Source organism: Yoonia sp. 72, from assembly GCF_034652275.1.
In the GTDB taxonomy this organism is placed as follows: domain Bacteria; phylum Pseudomonadota; class Alphaproteobacteria; order Rhodobacterales; family Rhodobacteraceae; genus Yoonia.
Map to the genome: position 1 here is coordinate 1,259,396 of NZ_JAXIWG010000001.1, position 24,344 is coordinate 1,283,739.

Here is a 24,344-nt window from a genome sequence, read left to right on the forward strand (position 1 = left end):
GGTGCCTTATGTCCTCCCAAGAAAGCCAACCGCTTTACGCGCCGCGCGAACCCATATTTCCGCGCCGCGTGAAAGGCTATTACCGCAACCTCAAATGGTGGGTGATGGCGGTGACGCTTGGCATCTATTACCTGACCCCGTGGATCAGATGGGACCGTGGTCCCAACCTGCCCGATCAGGCGGTGCTGATCGACATGGCGCACCGCCGGTTCTATTTCTTCTGGATCGAGATCTGGTCGCATGAATTCTATTTCGTGGCCGGATTGCTCATCATGGCGGGGCTGGGGTTGTTCCTGTTCACCTCCGCTCTGGGGCGCGTCTGGTGCGGTTATACCTGCCCGCAGACGGTCTGGACCGATCTGTTCATCCTTGTCGAGCGCTGGATCGAAGGCGACCGGAACGCCCGTGTCCGGCTGTGGAACGCCAAATGGGACGCGCGCAAGATCCGATTGCGGACCACCAAATGGATTGTCTGGCTGCTGATTGCCGTTGCCACGGGTGGCGCATGGGTTTTCTATTTCGCCGATGCGCCAACGCTGGCGCGGGATCTGGTGACGTTTGACGCGCCATTTGTCGCTTGGGCCACGATCGGAGTGCTGACCGCCACGACATTTGTCTTTGGCGGGTTCATGCGCGAACAGGTCTGCAATTACATGTGCCCCTGGCCGCGCATTCAGGCCGCGATGATGGACCCCGAAACGCTGACCGTCGCCTATCGCGACTGGCGGGGCGAGCCTCGCGGCAAGCAGCGCGTCGAAGGGGCGGGCGATTGCATCGACTGCATGGCCTGCGTCAACGTCTGCCCTGCGGGGATCGACATCCGCGATGGCCAGCAGATGGAATGCATCACCTGCGCGCTTTGTATCGACGCCTGCGACGACGTGATGGACAAGATCGGCAAGCCGCGTGGATTGATCGACTATCTCGCCCTGTCCGACCAAGAGGCCGAAGCGAACGGCAAACCTGCCAAACCGCTCTGGGCGCATGTCCTGCGGTTCCGCACCATGCTCTATACGGTGCTCTGGGCGCTGATTGGCGTGGGGCTGGTCTTTGCGATGTTCATCCGCGCCGATCTGGAAATGACCGTGTCACCGGTGCGCAACCCGACATTCGTCGTGCTCAGCGACGGGACGGTGCGCAATATCTATGACATCCGCCTGCTGAACAAGCTGGGCGAGGATCGGGCCTTCACGCTGTCGCTGGTGTCAGAGGCGGCATTGGACATCACGCTGGAAGGCGCTGAACTGGACATCGTCACCGTGCCTGCGAACGAGACCATGTTGCAGCGCGTCTATGTCTCTGCCGCACCCGGCACACCTGCCGCCAGCGCCGACCGCACCGACCTGCGGTTCTGGGTCGAAGATGCGATCACAGGTGAACGGGCATTCACTGACACCATATTCAACGGAAGGGCCGCGCAATGACCGCAGACATCCAAAAACCCCGTGAATTCACGGGCAAACACATGCTGGCCGTCATGGTCGGCGGGTTCGGGATCATCATCACTGTCAATCTGGGCATGGCTTATATGGCGGTGTCCACCTTCCCCGGCGTCGAGGCGCGCAGCCCCTATGTTGCCAGCCAGACCTTCGAGGTAAACCGCGACGCTCAGGACGCTTTGGGCTGGGATGTGGTGGCGACGCTGGATGACGGGTTGCTGACGCTGGCGATCCGCGACGCGGATGGCGTGGCGGTGCAGCCCGAGGTGCTCAAAGCGATCTTTGGCCGTGCCACCCATACGGGCGAGGATCACACGCCCGATTTCGCATGGAACGGCACAGCGCTAACCGCGGTGGTCCCGTCGCGCGACGGATACTGGAACCTGAGACTGGAGCTGGAAGCAGCGGACGGCACGATTTTCCGCCGCCGTATCCAGTTGCGTGACCGATGAGCGATACAGCCGCCTGCCCCGCCTGCATTGGCATCCCCGAAGGAGCGCTGAAAAAAGCGGCTTCGCGCGGGGTCGAACAGATCATGCTGTCCTTGCCAGCGATCCACTGCGTCGCCTGCATCACCGGCGTCGAACGCGCGCTGGAACGGCTTGACGGTGTTGCAAGCGCCCGCGTCAACCTGTCGATGAAACGCGTGACGGTCGGTCTGGCACGGCCTGTCGCACCCGAAACGCTGATCGACGCGCTGGAACTCGCGGGGTTCGAGGCGCGCAGTCTGGATTCCAGCCTTCTGAGCGCGGAAAAAGACCCTGTCGGCAGCGCCCTGATGACGCGCATCGCGGTGTCAGGCTTTGCCATGATGAACGTGATGCTGATGTCCGTGGCGATCTGGTCGGGGGCTGTGGGGGCGACCCAGCACATGTTCCACCTGATCAGCGCCGCGATTTCCATCCCTGCCGTCGCCTATGCGGGCCAGCCGTTCTTTCAGCATGCATGGTCGGCCTTGCGCGTGCGGCGGCTGAACATGGATGTGCCGATCTCGCTGGCGCTGATCCTGACCACGGGGATGTCGCTGTTCGAAACCGTCTATGGCGGCGAACACGCCTATTTCGAGGCGGCGGTGTCGCTGGTGTTCTTCCTGCTGATCGGCCGCTATCTGGACCACCGCAGCCGCAAGGCCGCCGCATCCGCTGCCGCGCAATTGGCCGCGCTCGAAGTGCCGCGCGTCATGCGCCTGCGTGACGGTGCGCGCGAGATGGTGGATTTTGCCGATCTTGCGGTTGGTGATCTGGTGCTGGTCCTTCCGGGCGGGCGTATCCCTGTGGACGGGACTGTGACCGAAGGTGCCAGCCAGATCGACCGGTCCATGCTGACCGGCGAAAGCCGCCTGCACCATGCCGCCAGCGGCGCGCATGTCACAGCAGGCGAGGTCAACATGACCGGCCCGCTGACGATCCGTGCGGCGACTGTGGGCATGGACACGACCCTGCGCAAGATGGTCACGATGGTCGATGCGGCCGAGGCCGTGCGCAACAAATACACCGCCATCGCCGACCGCGCGGCGGCATTCTATTCGCCGATGGTGCATCTGTTGGCGCTGGTCACCTGCACCGGCTGGATCATCGCAACGGGCGATGTGCGCCTGTCGATCAATATCGCGGTGGCGGTTCTCATCATCACCTGCCCCTGTGCTTTGGGACTGGCCGTGCCTGCGGTGTCGACCATCGCGGCAGGGCGTCTTTTCCGCGCAGGGTTGCTCGTCAAGGACGGCACGGCGCTGGAACGTCTGGCCGAGGTGGATACGGTCGTATTCGACAAGACCGGCACGCTGACGATGCCTGTCGCCGCGCGTGACACGCTGACGGCTAATGAACAGGCCATCGCCCTTGCCATGACGCAGGACGCGACGCATCCGGTCTCGCAGGCCATCGCCGCCGCGTTGGACGGGGTGACACCTGCGCAACTGACCGACCAGAAAGAACATTCGGGCAAAGGGCTAAGTGCGGTCTGGAACGGCCAGACCGTGCGGCTGGGGTCCGGCGCATGGCTCGGGGCGGGTGTCGGCACCTATCTGCAGATCGGCCACAATGCGCCGCGCAAGATCAAGCTGCATGCCGGCCTGCGCGACGGCGCGCAGGAACTGGTTGCCGCTTGGCAGAAACAGGGGTTGGTCGTGCATCTGGTGTCCGGCGACGACCGGAGCGAGACGTCCCGCGTCGCCCGCATGCTGGGCATCGACCGCTGGCAGGCCGAAACCCAGCCCGAGGACAAGATCCACTACATCAACGCCTTGTCCGAGGCTGGCGCCAAGGTGCTGATGGTGGGCGACGGGCTGAACGATACCGGCGCGCTGAGTGCGGCCTATGCATCGCTGTCGCCCGCGACAGCCGCCGATGCATCGCGCGCGGCATCCGATATCGTGTTGCTGAACGACAGCCTTGTGCCGCTGATCGAACTGCCACTGGTCGCGCGTGCGGCCAAGAAACGGATCGTGGAAAACTTCGCGATTTCGGCGGCCTATAACGTCGTCGCCATCCCGATTGCGGTTGCAGGTTTTGCCACACCGCTGCTGGCGGCGATTGCCATGTCCACCTCGTCGATCACCGTTCTGGTGAACGCATTGCGCCTGAAAGGACGGGTATGAACGTTCTTGTGATCCTGATCCCCGTGTCGCTGGTGCTGGGGGCCTTGGGCCTTGTTGCCTTCCTGTGGAGTCTGCGGGCCAACCAATATGAGGACCTCGAAGGCGACGCATGGCGCATCCTGTCGGATGACGACACCCGCCCGCCGGAGTGATCTTAAAGGGCCGCGACCTGCTGGTCGATCATGCCAAAGATCGACTGGCCGTCCGCATCCTCCATCCAGATCTGCACGCGGTCACCCGGTTGCAGGAACGGCGTGACCGGCGCGCCAGTGTCGATCACTTCGATCATACGCTGCTCGGCGATGCAGGCATAGCCCGCGCCAGCTTGGGCCACGGGCTTGCCCGGCCCGCCGCCCAGCTTGTTGGACACGGTGCCTGACCCGATGATCGTGCCGGCGGCGAGAGTGCGCGTCTTGGCCGCATGCACGATCAGGTCGCCAAAATCGAAGGTCATGTCCTGCCCCGCCTCGACCCGCCCGAAAGGCTGGCCGTTGAGGTCGATGTTCAACGTGCCGTGCAGCTTGCCATCCCGCCAGCCGGACAAGGCATCGGGCGTCACCGCGACAGGCGAAAAGGCGCAGGCGGGTTTGGATTGCACAAAGCCGAACCCTTTGGCGAGTTCGGCGGGGATCAGGTGGCGCAGGGATATGTCGTTGCACAGCATCACCAACCGGATCGCGGCCAGTGCCGTGGCGCGGTCCGCCCCCATCGGCACGGGTCCGGTGACGACCGCAACCTCACCCTCGAAATCCATGCCCCAACCGGGGTCGCCTGTGATCGGGGCTGTGGGGGCCAAAAAGCTGTCCGACCCGCCCTGATACATCAGCGGATCGGTCCAGAACGTCGCAGGCATATCCGCCCCCCGCGCGCGGCGCACCAGTTCGACGTGGTTCACATAGGCGGAGCCGTCCAAAAACTGGTAGGCGCGCGGTAAGGGGGACAGGCATTTCGCAGGATCGAAAGGGCCGTAGATATCGGGCTTGGTCGTGGGCTGGCCGTCCAGATAGGCCTGCAGATTTGCAGGGCCTGCGGGGCACATATGCGCCAGATCGTCCGACACCCCGACCAATTCGCCATCAGCTGTCCCGTTCGCAATCGTTGCAAATTTCATTTCACCCCCGGCGTCCCGTCGAACTTCTTGTCGAGATCCGCCCAGCAGTCGATGTAGTCGTCCTGCAACGGCGCCTCGCGCGCGGCAAAGGCGGTCAGGTGCTGGGGAAAGCGGGTTTCGAACATGAAAGACATGGTATCGGCGAGCTTTTCAGGGCGCAGGTCAGCGTTGCTGGCCCCTTCAAAGGCGTTGCGGTCGGGGCCGTGCGGCAGCATCATGTTGTGCAGGCTCATCCCGCCGGGGACAAACCCCTTGGGCTTGGCGTCATAGATGCCGTGGATATTGCCCATCAGTTCGGACATGACGTTCTTGTGGTACCACGGCGGGCGAAAGGTGTTTTCCGCCACCATCCAGCGGTCGCGAAACAGCACAAAGTCGATATTGGCCGTGCCTTCGACGCCGCTGGGGGCCGTCAGAACCGTAAAAATCGACGGATCGGGATGGTCGAACAGCAGCGCGCCCACAGGGCAATAGGTGCGCAGGTCGTATTTGCAGGGCGCGTAATTGCCGTGCCATGCGACCACGTCCAAGGGGCTGTGGCCGATGCGGGTTTCGTGGAACTGGCCCGCCCATTTGATGGTGACGGTCGATGGCGCATCGCGGTCCTCGAAGGCAGCGACGGGTGTCTTGAAATCGCGCCGGTTCGCCATGCAATTGGCCCCGATCGGCCCCCTGCCCGGCAAGTCGAATTTCTGCCCGTAGTTTTCGCAGACAAAACCGCGCGCTGGCCCCTCGACCACCTCGACGCGGTAGACCAATCCGCGCGGCAGGATGGCGATTTCCTGCGGTTCCAGATCAATGACCCCAAGTTCGGTGCAGAACCGCAAGCGGCCTTCCTGTGGCACCACCAGCAATTCGCTGTCGGCGGAATAGAAATAGCTGTCCACCATCGACGCCGTGACCAGATAGATATGCGCGGCCATGCCGACCTGCGTGTTCACATCGCCCGCCGTCGTCATTGTGCGCATGCCCGTCAGCCACGTCAGCGGTGTGTCGGCATGCGGGACAGGGTCCCAGCGGTATTGACCCAAAGACACCACATCAGGGTCGATATGCGGCGCGGATTTCCAGTACGGCAGGTCGATCTTGGTGAAGCGGTGCGTGTGTTTCACCGATGGCCTGATCCGGTAACACCATGTGCGTTCATTCTGGTGGCTGGGCGCGGTAAAGGCGGTCCCGCTGAGCTGTTCACCATAAAGGCCATAGTTGCATTTCTGCGGGCTGTTCATGCCCTGCGGCAAAGCACCGGGCAGCGCCTCGGTTTCGAAATCATTGCCGAAACCGGACATATAGAGTGGCTGGTTGGTCATCTGGTCATCCTCCGATGCATCCGGCATATTGGTTGAAAATGTAACCAACAAGCCCAGAGCCTGCCCGATGGCCGATGATTTCGATATCCAGACCTTTCTGCCCTACCTTCTCAACCGGGCGGCGGAAACGGCGGGTCAGGCGTTCCAGCAGCATTACAAGGCGCGGTATGGCATGTTGCGCACCGAATGGCGGGTACTGTTCCATCTGGGCCGCTATGGTGCGCTGACCGCCACGGACATCGGCACGCGGGCAGGTATCCACAAGACCAAGATTAGCCGCGCAGTCGCGGCGCTGGCCGCCAAACGCTATCTTGTGCGCGTCACCCGCGACAGCGACCGCAGGCAGGAAGAACTGCGCCTGACGCCCGCAGGCAAGGCGGTGTTCGACGATCTGTGCAAGGCCGCTGCCGCCTTTGATGCGAAACTCGCAGCGCGGTTTTCACCCGAAGATACCGCCACCCTGCGCCGTTGCCTGAGCGTGATTGCAGCACCTGTGGAATAAGGCCGGAAATCTGTGGGGCAATCGCTACGCGACTGTTGACAGCGCCGTGATCGGTTCATATCTACCCGGTGTTGGCACTCGGGGTCGCTGAGTGCTAACACCAAGGATAACCGAACTGGAGAAGTTCTGAAATGGCATTTAAACCACTTCACGACCGCGTATTGGTCCGCCGTATCGAAAGCGATACGAAGACCAAAGGCGGTCTGCTGATTCCCGACACCGCCAAGGAAAAGCCCGCAGAGGGTGAGATCGTCAGCGTGGGCGAAGGCGCGCGCAAGGACAGCGGCGAGCTGATCCCGATGGCCGTCAAGGCAGGCGACAAAGTGCTGTTTGGCAAATGGTCCGGCACCGAAGTCCGCATCGACGGCGAAGAGCTGTTGATCATGAAGGAAAGCGACATCCTCGGGATCATGTGATCCCGGCGACAGCGCCTTTCCCCTTTCAAATAATTCAAGGAGCACATGAAAATGGCTGCTAAAGAAGTCAAGTTCAGCACCGACGCGCGCAACCGGATGCTCAAGGGTGTGAACATCCTTGCCGACGCCGTCAAAGTGACCCTCGGCCCCAAAGGCCGCAACGTGGTCATCGACAAGTCCTTTGGCGCACCGCGCATCACAAAGGACGGTGTGTCTGTCGCCAAGGAAATCGAACTGGAAGACAAGTTCGAGAACATGGGCGCGCAGATGGTCAAAGAAGTGGCCAACCGCACCAATGACGAAGCCGGTGACGGCACCACGACTGCGACCGTTCTGGCACAGGCGATTGTCCGCGAAGGCATGAAATCGGTCGCCGCCGGCATGAACCCGATGGACCTCAAGCGCGGCATCGACCTCGCGACCTCCAAAGTCGTCGAAGCGATCAAGGCTGCTGCCCGTCCCGTGAACGACAGCGACGAAGTCGCACAGGTCGGCACGATTTCTGCCAACGGCGAATCCGAAATCGGCCGCCAGATCGCTGACGCGATGCAGAAAGTCGGCAACGAAGGCGTGATCACTGTCGAAGAAAACAAAGGTCTGGAAACAGAAACCGTTGTCGTCGAAGGCATGCAGTTCGACCGCGGCTACCTGTCGCCATACTTTGTGACCAACCCAGAGAAAATGACAGTCGAGCTGGAGGATGCGATCATCCTGCTGCACGAAAAGAAACTGTCCTCGCTGCAGCCAATGGTGCCTCTGCTGGAATCCGTCATCCAGTCCGGCAAGCCATTGCTGATCATCTCTGAAGATGTCGAAGGCGAAGCACTGGCGACACTCGTCGTCAACAAGCTGCGCGGCGGTCTGAAGATCGCAGCGGTCAAGGCCCCCGGCTTTGGCGATCGTCGCAAGGCGATGCTGCAGGATATCGCCATTCTGACCGGTGGTCAGGTTATCTCCGAAGACCTCGGCATGAAGCTGGAAAACGTCACCATCGACATGCTGGGTTCGGCCAAGCGTATCTCGATCACCAAGGACGAAACCACCATCGTCGACGGTGCTGGCGACAAGTCCGAGATCGAAGCGCGCGTCGCCCAGATCCGTGGCCAGATCGAGGATACATCCTCTGACTACGACCGCGAAAAGCTGCAGGAACGTGTGGCGAAGCTCGCTGGCGGTGTGGCCGTCATCCGCGTCGGCGGCATGTCCGAAGTCGAAGTGAAAGAGCGCAAAGACCGCGTTGACGATGCGCTGAACGCGACACGTGCCGCTGTTCAGGAAGGCGTCGTCGTCGGTGGCGGTGTTGCCCTGATCCAGGCCGGCAAGGTTCTGGAAGGTCTCAAGGGTGCAAACTCTGACCAGGACGTGGGTATCGCGATCATCCGCAAGGCGATCGAGGCACCTCTGCGCCAGATCGCGGAAAACTCGGGCGTCGACGGTTCGGTCGTGGCTGGCAAGATCCGCGAAAGCAACGACAAAAACTACGGCTTCAACGCGCAGACCGAAGAATATGGCGACATGTTCAAGTTCGGCGTCATTGACCCCGCCAAGGTTGTCCGCACAGCCCTGCAGGACGCGGCATCCGTCGCCGGTCTGCTGATCACCACCGAAGCCATGATCGCCGACAAGCCGTCGAAAGACAGCGGCAATGGCGGCGGCATGGGTGACATGGGCGGCATGGGCGGTATGGGCGGCATGATGTAAGTCAAATCCGCAAGGATTTGACTGGCAGGTGACAGGTGTTTGCCTGCAAACACCGAGAACCTGCTGAGTGCTGCGACAATGCTACGAAGGGCGGTCCCACAGGGGCCGCCCTTTTCTTTTGTGCCAATCCGGTATCAAGATGGCCCGTCATCTGGAAAGGCCGCACGTGTTCAAGATTTCCCTATTGCTGGCCCTGACGATGGCCGCCTTTGCCGCCAATTCGGTCCTGAACCGGCTGGGTGTCGCGCGCTACGGCATGGACCCGATGGATTTTGCCGCGATCCGCGTGGCGGCGGGGGGCCTGATGCTCTGGGCGCTTGTCATGCTGCGCGGGGCGGCGCGCCCGCCGCTATTGTCCGCGCGTAGGATCGGCGGGGCGGTTGCGCTGACGGGCTATATGGTCGGATTTTCTTGGGCTTACCTCAGCCTTGATGCAGGGATCGGTGCACTGATCCTGTTCGGTGTCATTCAGGTTGCAATATTCGGCTGGTCCGTCGCCGAACGGCAGGTGATTCTGCCACGACGCTGGCTTGGGGCGGCGGTCGCCTTTGGCGGGCTTTGCGTATTGCTCTGGCCGACGGGGGCACAGGCTCTGCCCTTGGGCGGGGCGCTTGCCATGACCGTCGCGGGCATCGCTTGGGCAAGTTACACCCTGCTGGGGCGCGGCGAGCCTGATGCGCTGGGGTCGAGTGCCGCGAATTTCCTGCTGTGCCTGCCGCTGGTGCTGTTGGCCTTGCCGTTCTCCAACGCGGGCCATGTGTCCGCCCCGGGTGTCGTGACGGCGGCCATCGCGGGGGCAATCACTTCGGGCCTTGGCTACGCCTTGTGGTATCGCATCCTGCCGCAGATTGCCTCGACCACGGCAGGCGTCGCGCAACTGAGCGTGCCGGTCCTGACCGTCGCCGCTGGTGTCCTGCTGCTGGCAGAGCCTTTGTCGGCGCGTTTGATCGTGGCCGGGGTGCTGGTTCTGGGGGGCATCGCGATCGCCCTGCCCGCACGACGTCAGGTTCCGGTCCGTTTTGGGGTTCCCCACCGGCCGGACGATGCTACTTAACAGGTCATGAAAAACTTTGTCGCTTCCCTGATACTGGCCACGACGGCCGCCCCCGCAGTCGCGCAGGAATGTGTCGTCATGCTGCACGGCCTTGCCCGGACCGAGATTTCGATGACGGCGATGGCGCTTGTCCTCGAAGGCGAAGGCTATACCGTCATCAACCGTGGTTATCCGTCGACCGAAAGCACGATCCCGAACCTTGTCGCGGATTACGTGGCCGAGGATGTGGCCGCTTGCGGCGACAGGCGGGTCAATTTCGTAACCCATTCGATGGGCGGTATCCTTGTGCGGGCCTGGCTGACCAACAACCGGCCCGAGGACATGGGCCGCGTCGTCATGCTGGGGCCCCCGAACGGCGGGTCGGAGCTGGTGGACATTTTCGGCGATTTCGAGCCGTTCCAATGGGTCAACGGACCTGCGGGTCTTCAGCTTGGTACGGAAGCTGACAGTTTTCCCAACACGCTTGACTATCTGCCGTTCGAGATTGGCGTGATCGCGGGCAACCGGACCCTGAACCCTGTCTATTCGACGCTGATCGAAGGCCCCGATGACGGTAAGGTCTCGGTTGCGTCCACGCGGCTGGACGGGATGACCGACCATATTATTCTGCCGGTCACACATACGTTCATGATGAACAATCCGGTGGTGATCAGCCAGGTCATCGAATTCCTGCGCAATGGCCGGTTCGACCCCGACCTGACGATGACGGATGTGATCCTCGGGACAGAGTGAGGTTTTGCCGCCCCTGCGGGGCGACAAGCCTCCGGCGGGGATATTTAGGCTCGAACGATGCGGTTGATATGGCCCATCTTGCGGCCCGGTTTCACCTCGGCCTTGCCGTAAAGGTGGATGGCCGCATCGGTTTTCGCGTAATCCGCCAGTTTGTCCATGTCGTCACCGATCAGGTTTTCCATGGTGACATCCGAATGGCGTGACCCGTCGCCCAAGGGCCAGCCCGCCACGGCGCGGATATGCTGTTCGAACTGGCAAATGGTGCAGCCGTTCTGGGTCCAGTGGCCGGAATTATGCACGCGCGGAGCGATTTCGTTCACGATCAATCCTTGTGGCGTGACGAACAGCTCCACCCCCATGACGCCCACATAATCCAGCGCGTTCAGGATGCGCGCCGCGATCAGCACGGCATCGGTGCGCTGGCTGGCGGTCAGTCTGGCGGGAACAGTCGTGGTGCGCAGGATGCCATCCTCGTGCACATTCTCGCCCGGATCGTAGCAGGCGACCGACCCGTCCTGCCCGCGCGCGCCGATCACCGACACCTCGTGGCTGAAGTCGACGAAGCCTTCAAGGATCGCGGGCGCGCCTGCCATCTCGGCGAAAGCACGCGGCGCATCGTCGGCCGTCCTGATCCGCGCCTGCCCTTTGCCGTCATAGCCCATGCGCCGCGTCTTGAGGATCGCGGGCGCGCCGATGGTCGCAAGCGCGGCCTCCAGTGCTGCCATATCGGGCACATCCGCAAAGGGGGCGGTCTGCAGCCCCAGCCCTTGCAGAAAGGTCTTTTCGGTCAGTCGGTCCTGGCTGGTCGCCAGCGCCTGCCGTCCGGGGTGGATCGGGGCCAGCGTTTCCAGAAGGTCGAGCGCCGCCGTGGGGATGTTTTCGAACTCATAGGTGATGACATCGACGGACTGGCCGAAGGCGGTCAGTGCGGCATGGTCGTCATAGCTGGCTGTCGTCACGCTGTGTGCTACGTCGCCAGCGGGCGGGTTCGCGCCCGGCTCGAAGATATGGACCTTCAACCCTAGCCGCGATGCCGCCACCGCCAGCATCCGCCCCAATTGCCCGCCACCGAGGATTCCGATGGTGGCCCCGACAGGCAAGGCATTATTCATCGACAGGTTCTTCCGGGATCGAGGCAGACAGGGCGTCACGCCATGCATCCAGACGTGCGGCAAGGGCTGCATCCTGCAGGGCAAGAATACCGGCGGCCATCAGCCCCGCATTCGCCGCCCCTGCGGCACCGATGGCCATCGTCGCCACGGGAAAGCCGCGCGGCATTTGCAGGATGGAATAAAGGCTGTCCACGCCGCCCAGCGCCTTGGTCTGGACCGGCACGCCGATCACCGGCACGCGGGTTTTCGACGCCATCATGCCGGGCAGATGTGCCGCGCCTCCTGCCCCTGCGATGATGACCTGCAAACCGCGCTGCGCGGCGGTTTTGCCATAATCCCACAGCCGGTCGGGTGTCCGGTGGGCGGAAACGATGCGTTTTTCATAGACCACGCCAAGCTGGTCAAGCATCTCTGCCGCCTCGCGCATGGTGGGCCAGTCGGACTGGCTGCCCATGATGATCCCGACCAAAGGCTGTGTCATATCCTGCGTCCCGTGAAAAATCCTGAAGCGGCACTATAGCCAAGCGCGAGGGCACCGCAACGGGCGATCAGGCGATGATATCGGGGTGAATGCGGTCTTCGAGCACGACGATCTGGTCCTTCAGTGCCAGTTTCTGCTTTTTCAGCCGCTTGATCGTCAGCATGTCGGTCGAGGCGCGGTCGTGCAGGGCCTCGATCGCGGAATCAAGGTCGCGGTGCTGGCTCTTGAGCATTTCCAGCTTGACGCGCAGCACGTCGATTTCATCCATTTTGGCAAAGGTCGTCATTGGTCCGCATTATCCCGCAGCTGATCCGCCATAGATAAACAATGTCGCGCCAACATCCTAATACTTCCTCTTGATCGGGGGCGGTTTGGCACCCATATTTTGATCAGGCCGCCGCGAACGGGGCCGCACCGACAGTCGCTTGAACGAAGGGCATGTCTTATGACGAAAATGGCTTTGGGAACCCATCCGTTCCTTTTGGGGTTCGAACAGCTTGAACGGCTGGTCGAACGCACCGCGAAGACCGGCAATGACGGTTATCCGCCCTATAACATCGAACAGACCTCTGCCACGTCCTACCGGATCACGCTGGCCGTCGCCGGTTTCGCCGAAAGCGATCTGGCCATCACGGTCGAGGATAATTCGCTCGTGATCCGCGGCCGCCAGCGCGACGACAGCGAAGGGCGCATCTACCTGCACCGCGGGATCGCCGCGCGGCAGTTCCAGCGGTCATTCGTGCTGGCCGACGGAGTCGATGTCGGCGAAGCGGTAATGGAAAACGGCCTGCTGCATGTCGATCTGACACGGTCGGTCCCCGACCGCGTGGTGCAGACGATCAAGATCAGGAAAGGGTAAGCCATGAACATGAAATACGATCTCAAGACGCTGGGGCAGGACATCGTCTATGTCAAACCCGTGTTGACAGCCGACCTGCCCGACGAGGTGCGCGCCGAAATCGGTGATCTGCGCGAGGTGTTCGCCGTCCACAACACCAAGGGCGAGCAACTGGCGCTGGTCGCGGACCGCAAGCTTGCTTTCCATCTGGCGCGCGAAAACCACATGCATCCGGTGACGGTACACTAACGCCAGATGCCGTAGGTATCCTGCATGTAGCGCACGCAGGCGCGATTGGCGTCATGCCGCCCCAAGCCCTCGATCACGGCGAGGTAGAGGGGTTCGACATCATTCGCGCCGTCATGCTGCGGCACAACGAAGTTGGCGGGTGTCCAGATCGGAACGCCCATCCGCTCCATCTGGCCGGAAAGCCAGATATCGTCCACCGTCCAGACGACTGGGGGGATGTTGAACGTGTCATCGCCCAGATAGTCCGGCCGGATCAACACCGCGCCGCAGCCCTCGGCAAAGGCGGCATATCCGCCAGCTATGAATCTGTGCCGGAAGGGCTTGGCAAGCGCGCGGCCCGTGACAAGCGACCGCAATTGCTGTTTGACCCGACGAAACCTGTATTCCAGATCCTTGCGCGACCGGCGCACACGCGGTTGGCGCAAGGACGGCGTGGGCAGGCCCATGTCGGCAAACTCGAGGCTGAGCGGGGCGATACAATGCCCCGGACGTTGCAGGCTTTCCGCGATCATCCGGGCAAACCGATCCGGTTCGTAAATCCGGTCGTCGTCGCAGTAGATGATCGTCGTATCGGTCCCCCGCAGGTCATCGACCGCGAAAAGCACCTTGCTGGCGGGACCGAGATCATCAGAAGGCCGGATGATCCGGACGCCCTCGGGGACGTCCGGCAAGCTGCCGTCGTAATCGGGAAATCGGCGATATTTGCGCGGAATATAGAGCCGGATCTCGTCGATCGGCGCTGTCTGCGCAATCAGTGAAGCAAGGGTTGCCCCGATATGGGCAAAGCGGGGCGGGATCGTCGACAGTGAAACAACCAGCCCCAATTCAAGTCAGCCCTTGATCAGCCCGAGGCTTTCGAGCTTCAGGATCACCTGATGCGCGCAAGCGTCAACGCTTTGGTTTTCGGTATCAAGCCGCAGTTCGGGATGTTCGGGCACATCGTAAGGGTCCGAAATCCCCGTGAATTCCGCGATCTTGCCCGCGCGTGCAAGCTTGTACAGACCCTTGCGGTCACGGCGTTCGCATTCCTCGATGGATGTGGCGACATGAACTTCGACGAAGGCCCCGAATTGTTCGACATCCTCGCGCACCGCGCGCCGTGTCGTGGCGTAGGGGGCAATGGGCGCGCAGATGGCGATGCCGCCGTTCTTGGTGATCTCGGAGGCGACATAGCCGATGCGCCGAATGTTCAGATCGCGGTGTTCCTTGCTGAACCCCAGTTCCGACGACAGGTTCTTGCGCACGATATCCCCGTCAAGCAAGGTCACAGGCCGCCCGCCCATTTCCATCAGCTTGACCATCAGCGCATTGGCGATGGTGGATTTGCCCGACCCCGAAAAGCCGGTGAAGAACACGGTGAAACCCTGTTTCGCCCGCGCGGGGCGGCTTTTGCGCAGCTCTTCCACGACCTGCGGAAAGCTGAACCATTCGGGGATTTCCAGACCTTCGGCCAGACGGCGGCGCAGTTCGGTGCCGGAGATATCGAGGATCGTCACCTTGTCTTTGTCGGTGATCTCGTCCGCAGGTTCGTATTGGGCGCGGTCCTGCACATAGACCATCTGTTTGAAATCGACCATTTCGATGCCCATTTCCGCCTGATGTTCGCGGAACAGGTCCTGCGCGTCATAGGGGCCATAGAAATCCTGACCGGCGGAATTCTTGCCCGGCCCGGCATGGTCGCGGCCGACGATGAAATGGGTGCAGCCATGGTTTTTGCGGATCAGTCCGTGCCAGACTGCTTCACGCGGGCCAGCCATGCGCATGGCAAGGTTCAGCAGGCTCATCGTGGTGGTGGCAGAGGGGTACTGGTCCAGCACCGCCTCGTAACAGCGCACGCGGGTGAAATGGTCGATGTCACCCGGTTTGGTCATGCCGACGACAGGATGGATCAGCAGGTTTGCCTGTGCTTCACGCGCGGCGCGGAAGGTCAGTTCCTGATGCGCGCGGTGCAAGGGGTTGCGGGTCTGAAAGGCCACGACCTTGCGCCAGCCCAGTTTGCGGAACAGCGCACGCAATTCGTTGGGCGTGTCGCGGCGACCGCGGAAATCGTAATGCACGGGCTGCTGGATGCCGGTGACAGGGCCGCCCAGATACACGCTGCCTGCCGTGTTGTGCAGATAGTTCACCGCCGGATGCGCGCTATCGTCGGCACCATAGACCTTTTCGGCCTCGTGCGCTTTGTTCGGCACCCATTTGTCGGTGACGGTCATCGTGGCAAGGATCACGCCTTCCTGATCGCGCAGCGCGATGTCCTGCCCGACGGTGACCTTGTCGGCAAAGCCTTCGCTGACATCCAGCGTGATCGGCATCGGCCAGAGCGCACCATCGGCAAGGCGCATGTTGTCCACGACGCTGTTGTAATCGGCCTCGGACAGAAACCCTTTCAACGGGTTGAACCCGCCGTTCATCAAGAGTTCCAGATCGCAGATCTGGCGCGGCGTCAGGTCGTGGCTGACCAGATCGCCCGCCTCTGCCTTCAGTTTCTGGGCGCTCTCGTAAGAGACGTAGAGTTCCGGGATCGGGGCCAAGTCCTGAGGCATGATTTTCACTGACATCTATGGTTGCGTTGGCAGAGCCATAGCCCCCAGCCTGCGCGCTTGTCCAGCACGCAGCCGCAAAAAGAACAGGGCCTTGGCGCGCAGCACTATCGTGGAACAGGTATTCCCCAAAAGGGGGCGACCCGCGCGCGCTGTCCTATTCCGCCGCCTTGACGACCTGCTGATCGTGCTGTGCCGCCAGAAAGCGTTCCGCGTCCAGCGCCGCCATGCAGCCCATGCCCGCACTTGTGACCGCTTGGCGGTAGACATGGTCGGTCAGATCGCCCGCAGCAAAGACACCGGGGATCGCGGTGCGCGTGGTGCCGGGTTCGACCACGACATAACCGCCGTTGTGCAGTTCAAGCTGGCCTTGCACCAATTCGGACGCGGGCGCATGGCCGATGGCGATGAACACGCCTTTGGCCGCGATTTCGGTCACAGCGCCACTGCGCACGTCACGCACACGGATGCCCTCGACGCCCAAGGGGCTGTCGGTGCCGAACACCTCTTCGACCTCGTGGAACCAGAGCGTTTCGATCTTGGGGTTGTTCTGCAATCGCTGCTGCAGGATCTTTTCGGCGCGCAATTCGTCGCGGCGGTGGATCAGCGTCACCTTGGAGGCGAAATTGGTCAGGAACAGCGCCTCTTCCACGGCGGTATTGCCGCCGCCGACGACGACGATCTCCTGCCCGCGATAAAAGAACCCGTCACAAGTCGCACAGGCGCTGACGCCGAAACCCTTGAACTTGTCCTCGGTCGGCAGGCCCAGCCATTTGGCGCGCGCGCCTGTGGACAGGATCACAGCATCGGCGGTATAGACCGTGCCGCTGTCGGACATGGCGGTAAACGGGCGGTTTTGCAGATCAAGCGATGTGATGATGTCCTGCACGATCTCGCAGCCCATGGCGCGCGCATGGGCTTCCATGCGCAGCATCAGGTCGGGGCCCTGCACTTCGGTGTCGCCGGGCCAGTTTTCGACCTCGGTCGTGGTGGTCAATTGCCCGCCCGGTTCCATGCCCTGCACCAGGAGGGGTTCAAGCATTGCGCGCGCGGCATAGACGCCAGCGGTATAGCCCGCAGGGCCGGAACCAATGATCAGAACGCGGGTGTGGCGGGTATCGGGCATAACGGACCTCATCAGGAATACATTCCCGATATAACCCTCGAAGGCATCGGTTGGAAGGGTTAGACACTACGTTAGATTGTTGCGGAAATGTGAAACAATATTGCGTATCCGCCGCGGAAAACGTAGTATTCGGAAAAACAGATGGGGAACCCGATGCCAGGCACGAAACTCGACGAAATTGACCGGATGATTCTGGCCGAACTGCAGGCCGATGGCCGCATGACCAATGTCGAACTTGCCAGCCGCGTCGGCATATCCGCGCCCCCTTGCCTGCGCCGCGTGCGCACGTTGGAGGAGCAAGGCTTCATCACGGGATATCATGCGGATGTCAACGCCCGCGAATTGGGGTTCGAGGTGCAGGTTTTCGCCATGGTCGGGCTGGTCAGTCAGGCCGAGGCGGACCTGTCCGCGTTCGAGCGCAAATGCATCAGCTGGCCGCTTGTGCGCGAATGCCACATGCTGAACGGCGAGGTGGATTTCATTCTCAAATGCGTGGCCCCTGATCTGCGCACGTTCCAGCGCTTCCTGACCGAAGAACTGACCAGCGCCGACAATGTGGCCTCGGTCAAAACATCGCTGGTCATCCGGGGAGCCAAGGATGAACCCGGCGTACCGTTCGACGTGCTGGAGGCGCGACTGGCCCAGCAGGCCTGACAGACAGCGCGACATTTTGTGCCATGTGCGCGGGTGTCGCTTGTGGTCAAGATGAAAGAAAGGCGCCCGGATAACCGGACGCCCTTCCCTTCACGGTGGGTTTCGCCGATGCGCGAACAGGTGGCGAAACCCGGGTGAACCTTATTCGCCGCCGCCCAGTTGGTGGACATAGGCGGTGACGGCACGGATTTCCGCTTCTGACAAACGAGTGCCCCACGGCGGCATGACACCAAAGCGCGCATAGCGGATGGTTTCTTCGAGCGTTGCCGCATCACCACCGTAAAGCCACAGGTTGTTGGCCAGATTGGGGGCGCCGAGATCGCGGTTGCCCAGACCTTCGTCACCATGACAGGCGGCACAATTGTCCAGATAGATTTCGGACCCCGCCAGTGCCAGCGTCGCATCATGCGTCTGGCCGGAGATGGCCAGCACATGCTGCACCACCGCATCGATTTCGCCGTTCGACAGGATATCGTCAAAGGCAGTCATGACGGAATAGCGCGCGTCCCAGTCTTCTTCGTTGCGGATACCGTGGCGGATCGTATAGGCGATGTTTTCGAAATCACCGCCCCACAGCCAGTCGTCGTCCAGAAGGTTGGGATAGCCCACCGCACCTGCGGCACCGGACCCGTGGCACTGCGAACAATTGTTGCGGAAAACCGCCGCCCCTGCCGATGTCGCAAAGCGCATCAGTTCGGGGTTCTGGTCCAGCGTCTCCAGATCGGCGACGGCAAGCTCGGCCATGATATCTGCATTGGCATCCTGAAAGCGGGCGATTTCTTGCGCGACTTCACCGCGCGTCGAATAGCCCAGCAGACCCGAGGTGGCGCTGCTGACCAGCGGCCAGGCGGGATAGGCGATGGTATAGCCGATCCCCCAGACGATGGTGATATAGAACGTCCACAGCCACCAGCGCGGCAACGGGTTGTTCAACTCCTTGATGCCGTCCCAGACATGGCCCGTTGTGTCGGTGCCAGTGACATCATCAATGTCTTTCTTGTCCTTGCTGCTCATGATTGCAGCTCCTTGGCTTTCAGGGCCTTGTCGGTGTCGTCGCGGACACCGGCTGGCTTGTCCTCGTTACGGAAAGGGATGTTGGCTGTATCGGCATATTGTTTGCGGCTACCCGGGCGCATGACCCAGAGGATCACCAGCAAAAAGAACGTGCCCATCCAGACCAGCAGCCAGTTGTCGGCGATCTGCTGCCAAAGCGATTGGATTTCCATTATCGGTCTCCTCAGCGGCTGGCGTCGGGTGTGAAGGTCGAGAAATCGACCGTCGTTCCGAGCATTTGCAGATAGGCGATCAGCGCATCCATTTCCGACACACCGGGGCGGCCGTCGAAATTGCGGATCTGTGCGCCCGGATAGCGTTCGAGCAGATCGTCATAGGCGTCGGTATCAGGGTCTGCCTGCGCCAGCACATCGGCGGCCGCGACCGCGATCATCTCTTCGGTATAGGGCACGCCCACGATGCGATGCGTGCGCACCAGATCGGCGGTGTGGCTGGCGTTGACATAGCTGTCCAGCAGAAAGGCGTAGCCCGGCATGATCGATTCCGGCACGACGGATTGTGGCGCGATCAGGTGATCCAGATGCCAGGCATCCGAATACTTGCCGCCCACCCGCGCCAGATCGGGGCCGGTACGTTTCGACCCCCACTGGAACGGATGGTCATACATCGATTCCGCCGCCAGCGAATAATGGCCATAGCGTTCGACCTCGTCGCGCATCGGGCGGATCATCTGGCTGTGGCAGACATAGCAGCCTTCGCGGATATAGATGTCGCGCCCCGCCAGTTCGAGCGGTGAATAGGGCCGCACCCCGTCCACCTTTTCGATCGTGTTCTCGAGGTAGAACAGAGGCACGATTTCCACCAGCCCGCCGACCGCCACCACCACAAGGGAGGTGACAAGCAGCAATGTGGGCGAGCGTTCGAGGATCGCATGTTTCGACAGGAAACCCTTGGCGGGTGCCGGTGCGGATGTGTTTGGTGTCTCGGTCATTTCTTAGGCCTCCTATTCAGCCGGCACGCCGACCGGGGCGGTGACTTTGACGCCACCCCGGATCGTCATGAAGATGTTCCAGGCCATGATGATCCCACCTGCGAGGTACAGAACCCCGCCCAGACCGCGGACCACATACATCGGGAACTTGGCGGACACGGTGTCGGCAAAGCTGTTCACGAGGAACCCGTTGGCATCGACTTCGCGCCACATCAGGCCTTCCATGATGCCGGTGACCCACATCGAGGCGGCGTAGAGGATGATGCCGATCGTGGCCAACCAGAAGTGCCAGTTGATCGCGGACATGGAATACATCTGCGCACGCCCCCAGAGTTTCGGTGTCAGGAAGTAGAGAGCGGCAAAGGTAATCATGCCGTTCCAGCCAAGCGCGCCGGAATGCACATGCCCGATGGTCCAGTCGGTGTAATGCGACAGGCTGTTGACCGCACGGATCGACATCATCGGCCCCTCGAATGTGGACATGCCGTAGAAGGCAAGGCTGATGACCATCATGCGGATGATCGGATCGGTGCGCAGCTTGTCCCATGCCCCTTGCAGGGTCATCAGACCGTTGATCATGCCACCCCAGCTTGGCATCCACAGGATGATCGAGAACACCATGCCCAGCGTCGAGGCCCAGTCAGGCAGCGCGGTGTAGTGCAAATGGTGCGGACCCGCCCAGATATAAAGAAAGATCAGCGCCCAGAAGTGGATGATCGACAGTTTGTAGCTGAACACCGGACGGCCGGCCTGTTTGGGGACGAAGTAATACATCATCCCCAGGAACCCGGCGGTCAGGAAAAAGCCCACGGCGTTGTGGCCATACCACCACTGCACCATCGCATCCTGCACACCCGAGAAGATCTGCACGGATTTGCTGCCCCAGATGCTGACGGGGATGCTCAGGTTGTTGACGATATGCAGCATCGCCACGGTGACGATGAAGGCCAGCAGGAACCAGTTGGCGACATAGATGTGCCGCTCCTGCCGTTTGAACAACGTGCCAAGGAAAACAGCCAGAAACGCGACCCAGACCACGGTCAGCCAGATATCGACGTACCATTCAGGCTCTGCATATTCCTTGGACTGTGTCGCGCCGAGCAGATAGCCGGTCGCCGCCAGAACGATGAACAGGTTGTAGCCCCAGAACACGAACCACCCAAGGTTCCCGCCCCAAAGCCGCGCGCCGCAGGTGCGTTGCACGATATAGAAGGACGACATGATCAGAGCATTGCCGCCAAATGCGAAAATCACCGCAGAGGTGTGCAGCGGGCGCAGGCGGCCGAAGTTGGCATAGGGTTGCAGCACTTCGAAATTGAGCTGCGGAAAGGCGAGCTGGAACGCGATGACGACGCCCACCAGAAAGCCCACGACGCCCCAGAATGTCGTGGCGATGACCCCGGCGCGGACAACATCGTCCATGTAGCCCGTGGGCGTGGCCATGGCCGGCTGTTCCATCTGGCGAAGCACGCGGATGAACATGAAACCGGATACGCCCAGAATGATGATGGCATGGACAATATAGGCGGTATCACGCCCCCAATTGGCCGCCATTGCTGCAAAAAGGGCAGTCACCCCCAATGCCGCGAGCTTGAAATAATTCCCCATGGAATTCCCCTTATCCATCGCGCCACAACACGGCCCGATCCTTTGTCGATGATGGGGTTATGCGGTTGTCCGCCGATGCGGTCGTTGATGTGGATCAACCGGTCGCTTGACATGGATCAATACAAACGCCCGCGCCACGCGGCATAGAGAGAGTGAGGAGCGGTTTGCGCGAACGATCGCCCCCTGACAATGCTTGTGACGGGGAAGGGCCAGAGTAATGGCATACAAGATCATTTCGACCGTTTTGACGGATAGCGACGCATCAACCGAAGGGCTCGACGCCGCGATCACGCTGGCCGCGCGGATGGATACGCATCTGGAAATCTTCGTGGTCACCATCTGCCACAGCGAAACGAACAGCTACTACATGGGCGGCGAGGCGCTGACCATCGAACGCCAGACACGCGACGCCATGGCGGAACGTGAAAAGCTGGACGCTTGGGTCAATCAGCGGATGCAGGGCGAACCCGTCCGCTGGGCGCTGCAATCGGCGACCGTGCAAGGGCCTGCGCTGACGGCCTATCTGGCACGCAAGCTGCGGTTTTGCGATCTGGTGGTGCTGCCGCGCCCCTATCAGGACAATCCCGATGCCGCCGTTCTGGTCGAAGCCTGCCTTTTCGCCGCCGAACGCCCCGTGTTGATGATTCCCAAAGGCTGCAAGGCCCCCGAAGCGGGCGGGCATATCCTGATGGGCTGGAACGACGGGGCCGAAGCGTTGGCTGCCGCGCGTGCCGCCCTGCCCTTGCTGCAACAGGCCGATGTCGCCGATATCTGCATCATCGACCCGCCGATGCATGCCGCTGACCGCTCCGATCCGGGTGGTGCGATGGCGCAATATCTGATGCGCCACGGCACGCGGTCCGAGGTCGCAGTGCTCGCCAAGACCGAACCGCATGTGGGTGACATCCTGCTACGCCGCGCACGCGAGGTCGGCGCACATCTGATCGTCAGCGGCGCCTACGGCCATTCCCGCCTGCGCGAAGCGGTCTTTGGCGGGGCGACCCGCAGCCTGCTGGAACAGGCAGACCGCCCGATCCTGATGTCACGGTAAGGCGGGGTTCACCCTGTCGCCTCTCATGGCTAAGAAGGTCGAGAAAACCCCGACCTACGGAGTTACGAATACACATCCTCGCCGGTTTCGGCTTTCAGCGCGTCGAGGTCGGGCACCTTGATGTCGCGGCGGTCGTCGAAGGCGATGATGCCGTCTTTCTTGAGCGCGGTCATCTGGCGGCTGACGGTCTCGATCGTCAGGCCAAGGTAATTCGCCATCGTCTCGCGCGTGATGGGCAGGATAAACGAGATTTTCTCGGTCGCGCCGGGCTTGAGCTTCACCATCCGGGTGGCGATCATATAGAGCAGCGAGGCGATCTTTTCGCGCGCGGTCTTGCGGCCAAGGACCAGCATCCATTCGCGCGCGGCGTCCAGTTCGTCCAGCGTCATTTCCAAGAGGCGCTGGCCGACATGCGGGGTCTGTTCGATCAGTTTCTCGAATGGCTTGCGCCGGAAACAGCACAGCATCAGGTCGGTTTCGGCAACGATGTCGTTGTCGATGGTATCGCGGTTGGGGCGACCCATGAAATCTGCTGGCAACAGCAGGCCCACCATCTGCACCCGTCCGTCGGGCATGGTGCGCGTCAGGCTGGCGACACCCGACACGATCGATCCGACAAATTCCAGCGGATCGCCTGCAAAGAATACGGTCTGCCCCGCAGCATAGGACCGATAATACTTGATCTGTTCCAAGAGGTCGATTTCATCGGGTTCGCATTTGGAACAGACCGCGTTGTACCGGATCGGGCAATCCGTACATGATTTCATGTTCGGGACGGCGAGCGTCATTTTATAAGTTCCTGGTCGGTCTGGCTGGGGGGATGATGCATGAAAAACGCAGGTTTAGCCATGATCAATTTGAAGATGCGCATATGACCGGTCGCGCTGCCCCAAAGCAGCGCTATCCGCGCGGTACATCCCACCGGCGCAGCATCCAGTACCATTGGTCCGGATGGGCGAGGATTCGCGCCGACAGGCTGTCGTTGAACGCCTGCGTCATCGTCACCGGATCGCTGTGCGCGATAGGCTCTTCGAAGATCACATCGAAACTTTCGCCATCCGCGCGGCGCAAACCGTAAGCAGGCACCATTGGCAAATCATATTTGAGCGCAAGCTCTGCCGCCGCAAGCGAGGTCATCGCCGGATGCCCCAGAAACGGTAGCGGCGTGCCATCGGCATGTTTCTCATCGAGCAGGATCGCCATGAACCCACCGGTACGCAGATGCCGGATCAGAGATTTTGTGCCCGCACGTCCGGTTTCAAGGATCGGCATGCCGCCCGCTTCGATCCCTGCGCGCAGGCGGCGCTGGTAGTGCGGGTTGGGCTGGCGGCGGTAAATCGCGCCGGTTTCCATCCCGCGCGATTTCAACACCGCGCGCACGGCTTCCCATTGCCCGAAATGGCCCGAGACAATAAGCGCGCCCTTGCCCGCATCGCGCGCCGCGACAAGGGCTGCAAGGCCCGGGCCTTCGGGGTGAAACTTGTCCTGACGCGACTGGAATTCGGCACAATGGTAAATCTCGAACAGGGTCTGTCCCATCGCATGGCCCATCGCCTGCCCAAGCTGCGCGCGCGCCTTGCGGTCCATGGTTGGAAACACCCGCAGCACCTGACGGTCGAACCGCCAGCGGGCGGGCGGAAACCAGCGCATCACAAAACCGATGGCCGCACCCAGCGCATGAGAGCGTTTGTCGAACCGGCGCGCACGCGACCACGTCAGAACGGACAGCAACGGCACATAGCGGAACTGGTTCCACGCGTATCGGAAAGGGCGATGCATCATGGCTGTCGTTTGACCGCTTGGGCCGGTCTTGCCAAGTGGC

Annotated in this window: 27 protein-coding genes; 13 read left to right on the forward strand and 14 right to left on the reverse strand. The window is 61.6% G+C overall.

Annotated features, from left to right (window positions below; translation table 11 throughout):
• The first annotated feature begins 8 nt into the window (after positions 1-8).
• Genes ccoG through ccoS form a run of 4 tightly spaced genes read left to right on the forward strand, consistent with a single transcriptional unit; the run spans position 9 to position 4,187 of the window.
• Positions 9-1,424, forward strand: a complete 1,416-nt coding sequence (ccoG, locus tag VCK47_RS06480; RefSeq protein ID WP_322889891.1) for a cytochrome c oxidase accessory protein CcoG — start codon at positions 9-11, stop codon at positions 1,422-1,424.
• The gene (locus VCK47_RS06485; protein WP_322889892.1) at positions 1,421-1,891 is read left to right on the forward strand and encodes a FixH family protein; all 471 of its coding nucleotides are present in this window, start codon (positions 1,421-1,423) and stop codon (positions 1,889-1,891) included. Before ccoG ends, VCK47_RS06485 begins: the two co-directional genes overlap by 4 nt.
• Positions 1,888-4,035 (forward strand): heavy metal translocating P-type ATPase, encoded by a 2,148-nt coding sequence (locus VCK47_RS06490; protein ID WP_322889893.1) that lies wholly within the window; start codon positions 1,888-1,890, stop codon positions 4,033-4,035. The genes VCK47_RS06485 and VCK47_RS06490 overlap by 4 nt, the downstream gene beginning before the upstream one ends.
• The gene (gene ccoS / locus VCK47_RS06495; RefSeq protein ID WP_322889894.1) at positions 4,032-4,187 is read left to right on the forward strand and encodes a cbb3-type cytochrome oxidase assembly protein CcoS; all 156 of its coding nucleotides are present in this window, start codon (positions 4,032-4,034) and stop codon (positions 4,185-4,187) included. The genes VCK47_RS06490 and ccoS overlap by 4 nt, the downstream gene beginning before the upstream one ends.
• A 2-nt stretch (positions 4,188-4,189) precedes the next feature.
• On the opposite strand, the gene VCK47_RS06500 is transcribed toward ccoS, so the two are convergent.
• Positions 4,190-5,146, reverse strand: coding sequence for a fumarylacetoacetate hydrolase family protein (locus VCK47_RS06500; protein WP_322889895.1), 957 nt, complete (start codon positions 5,144-5,146; stop codon positions 4,190-4,192).
• On the reverse strand, positions 5,143-6,483 hold the full coding sequence (hmgA, locus tag VCK47_RS06505) for a homogentisate 1,2-dioxygenase (RefSeq protein WP_416236663.1): 1,341 nt from the start codon (positions 6,481-6,483) through the stop codon (positions 5,143-5,145). Before hmgA ends, VCK47_RS06500 begins: the two co-directional genes overlap by 4 nt.
• Before the next feature lie 40 nt (positions 6,484-6,523).
• Between hmgA and VCK47_RS06510 the strand changes: the two genes are divergently transcribed.
• The 5 genes from VCK47_RS06510 (at position 6,524) to VCK47_RS06530 (ending at position 10,861) form a co-directional block, all read left to right on the forward strand.
• Positions 6,524-6,958, forward strand: coding sequence for a MarR family winged helix-turn-helix transcriptional regulator (locus VCK47_RS06510; protein WP_322889897.1), 435 nt, complete (start codon positions 6,524-6,526; stop codon positions 6,956-6,958).
• 131 nt (positions 6,959-7,089) lie between these two features.
• Complete coding sequence (locus VCK47_RS06515) at positions 7,090-7,374, forward strand: co-chaperone GroES (protein ID WP_322889898.1); 285 nt, start codon at positions 7,090-7,092, stop codon at positions 7,372-7,374.
• 51 nt (positions 7,375-7,425) lie between these two features.
• Entirely contained in the window at positions 7,426-9,075 is a 1,650-nt protein-coding gene (gene groL, locus VCK47_RS06520) for a chaperonin GroEL (protein WP_322889899.1), read from the forward strand.
• 139 nt (positions 9,076-9,214) lie between these two features.
• Positions 9,215-10,129, forward strand: a complete 915-nt coding sequence (locus VCK47_RS06525) for a DMT family transporter (protein WP_322889900.1) — start codon at positions 9,215-9,217, stop codon at positions 10,127-10,129.
• 6 nt (positions 10,130-10,135) lie between these two features.
• Positions 10,136-10,861, forward strand: a complete 726-nt coding sequence (locus tag VCK47_RS06530; protein WP_322889901.1) for an alpha/beta fold hydrolase — start codon at positions 10,136-10,138, stop codon at positions 10,859-10,861.
• 44 nt (positions 10,862-10,905) lie between these two features.
• On the opposite strand, the gene VCK47_RS06535 is transcribed toward VCK47_RS06530, so the two are convergent.
• The 3 genes from VCK47_RS06535 to VCK47_RS06545 form a co-directional block, all read right to left on the reverse strand.
• Entirely contained in the window at positions 10,906-11,973 is a 1,068-nt protein-coding gene (locus VCK47_RS06535) for a 5-(carboxyamino)imidazole ribonucleotide synthase (protein WP_322889902.1), read from the reverse strand.
• Positions 11,966-12,454 carry a 5-(carboxyamino)imidazole ribonucleotide mutase gene (gene purE / locus VCK47_RS06540; protein ID WP_322889903.1) on the reverse strand — a complete coding sequence of 163 codons (489 nt, stop codon included), beginning with the start codon at positions 12,452-12,454 and terminating at the stop codon, positions 11,966-11,968. Before purE ends, VCK47_RS06535 begins: the two co-directional genes overlap by 8 nt.
• Positions 12,455-12,521: 67 nt before the next feature.
• Positions 12,522-12,740 carry a YdcH family protein gene (locus VCK47_RS06545; protein WP_322889904.1) on the reverse strand — a complete coding sequence of 73 codons (219 nt, stop codon included), beginning with the start codon at positions 12,738-12,740 and terminating at the stop codon, positions 12,522-12,524.
• A 159-nt stretch (positions 12,741-12,899) separates the two neighbouring features.
• Here VCK47_RS06545 and VCK47_RS06550 point away from each other — a divergent pair, with 159 nt between their 5' ends.
• Positions 12,900-13,313, forward strand: coding sequence for an Hsp20 family protein (locus tag VCK47_RS06550; protein ID WP_213395162.1), 414 nt, complete (start codon positions 12,900-12,902; stop codon positions 13,311-13,313).
• 3 nt (positions 13,314-13,316) lie between these two features.
• Positions 13,317-13,541, forward strand: coding sequence for a DUF1150 family protein (locus VCK47_RS06555; RefSeq protein ID WP_007205693.1), 225 nt, complete (start codon positions 13,317-13,319; stop codon positions 13,539-13,541).
• Here the strand turns inward: VCK47_RS06555 and VCK47_RS06560 are convergent.
• The 3 genes from VCK47_RS06560 to trxB all read right to left on the reverse strand — a co-directional run bounded on the left by VCK47_RS06560 (position 13,538) and on the right by trxB (position 17,204).
• Complete coding sequence (locus VCK47_RS06560) at positions 13,538-14,365, reverse strand: glycosyltransferase family A protein (protein WP_322889905.1); 828 nt, start codon at positions 14,363-14,365, stop codon at positions 13,538-13,540. The two genes, VCK47_RS06555 and VCK47_RS06560, sit on opposite strands and share 4 nt — an antisense overlap.
• Before the next feature lie 6 nt (positions 14,366-14,371).
• The gene (locus VCK47_RS06565; protein ID WP_322889906.1) at positions 14,372-16,096 is read right to left on the reverse strand and encodes a bifunctional sulfate adenylyltransferase/adenylylsulfate kinase; all 1,725 of its coding nucleotides are present in this window, start codon (positions 16,094-16,096) and stop codon (positions 14,372-14,374) included.
• A 139-nt stretch (positions 16,097-16,235) separates the two neighbouring features.
• Positions 16,236-17,204: a thioredoxin-disulfide reductase gene (gene trxB / locus VCK47_RS06570; RefSeq protein ID WP_322890040.1), complete on the reverse strand. Its 969-nt coding sequence runs from the start codon at positions 17,202-17,204 to the stop codon at positions 16,236-16,238.
• 153 nt (positions 17,205-17,357) lie between these two features.
• Here trxB and VCK47_RS06575 point away from each other — a divergent pair, with 153 nt between their 5' ends.
• Positions 17,358-17,858: an Lrp/AsnC family transcriptional regulator gene (locus tag VCK47_RS06575; protein ID WP_026352364.1), complete on the forward strand. Its 501-nt coding sequence runs from the start codon at positions 17,358-17,360 to the stop codon at positions 17,856-17,858.
• Positions 17,859-17,999: 141 nt separating this feature from the next.
• Here the strand turns inward: VCK47_RS06575 and ccoP are convergent, their stop codons facing one another.
• From ccoP to ccoN, 4 genes are read right to left on the reverse strand one after another with little or no spacing between them, the layout of a single operon-like run.
• Entirely contained in the window at positions 18,000-18,872 is an 873-nt protein-coding gene (gene ccoP, locus VCK47_RS06580; protein WP_322889907.1) for a cytochrome-c oxidase, cbb3-type subunit III, read from the reverse strand.
• Positions 18,869-19,084, reverse strand: a complete 216-nt coding sequence (locus VCK47_RS06585) for a cbb3-type cytochrome c oxidase subunit 3 (protein WP_322889908.1) — start codon at positions 19,082-19,084, stop codon at positions 18,869-18,871. Before VCK47_RS06585 ends, ccoP begins: the two co-directional genes overlap by 4 nt.
• An 11-nt stretch (positions 19,085-19,095) precedes the next feature.
• Positions 19,096-19,863 (reverse strand): cytochrome-c oxidase, cbb3-type subunit II, encoded by a 768-nt coding sequence (gene ccoO / locus VCK47_RS06590; protein WP_322889909.1) that lies wholly within the window; start codon positions 19,861-19,863, stop codon positions 19,096-19,098.
• Positions 19,864-19,875: 12 nt separating this feature from the next.
• Positions 19,876-21,471, reverse strand: a complete 1,596-nt coding sequence (gene ccoN / locus VCK47_RS06595) for a cytochrome-c oxidase, cbb3-type subunit I (RefSeq protein ID WP_322889910.1) — start codon at positions 21,469-21,471, stop codon at positions 19,876-19,878.
• Between the two features lie 217 nt (positions 21,472-21,688).
• Between ccoN and VCK47_RS06600 the strand changes: the two genes are divergently transcribed.
• Positions 21,689-22,522, forward strand: a complete 834-nt coding sequence (locus VCK47_RS06600; RefSeq protein ID WP_322889911.1) for a universal stress protein — start codon at positions 21,689-21,691, stop codon at positions 22,520-22,522.
• A gap of 62 nt (positions 22,523-22,584) precedes the next feature.
• Here the strand turns inward: VCK47_RS06600 and fnrL are convergent, their stop codons facing one another.
• The gene (gene fnrL / locus VCK47_RS06605; RefSeq protein ID WP_322889912.1) at positions 22,585-23,310 is read right to left on the reverse strand and encodes a transcriptional regulator FnrL; all 726 of its coding nucleotides are present in this window, start codon (positions 23,308-23,310) and stop codon (positions 22,585-22,587) included.
• 112 nt (positions 23,311-23,422) lie between these two features.
• Complete coding sequence (locus VCK47_RS06610; RefSeq protein WP_322889913.1) at positions 23,423-24,304, reverse strand: lysophospholipid acyltransferase family protein; 882 nt, start codon at positions 24,302-24,304, stop codon at positions 23,423-23,425.
• Between the last annotated feature and the right edge of the window lie 40 nt (positions 24,305-24,344).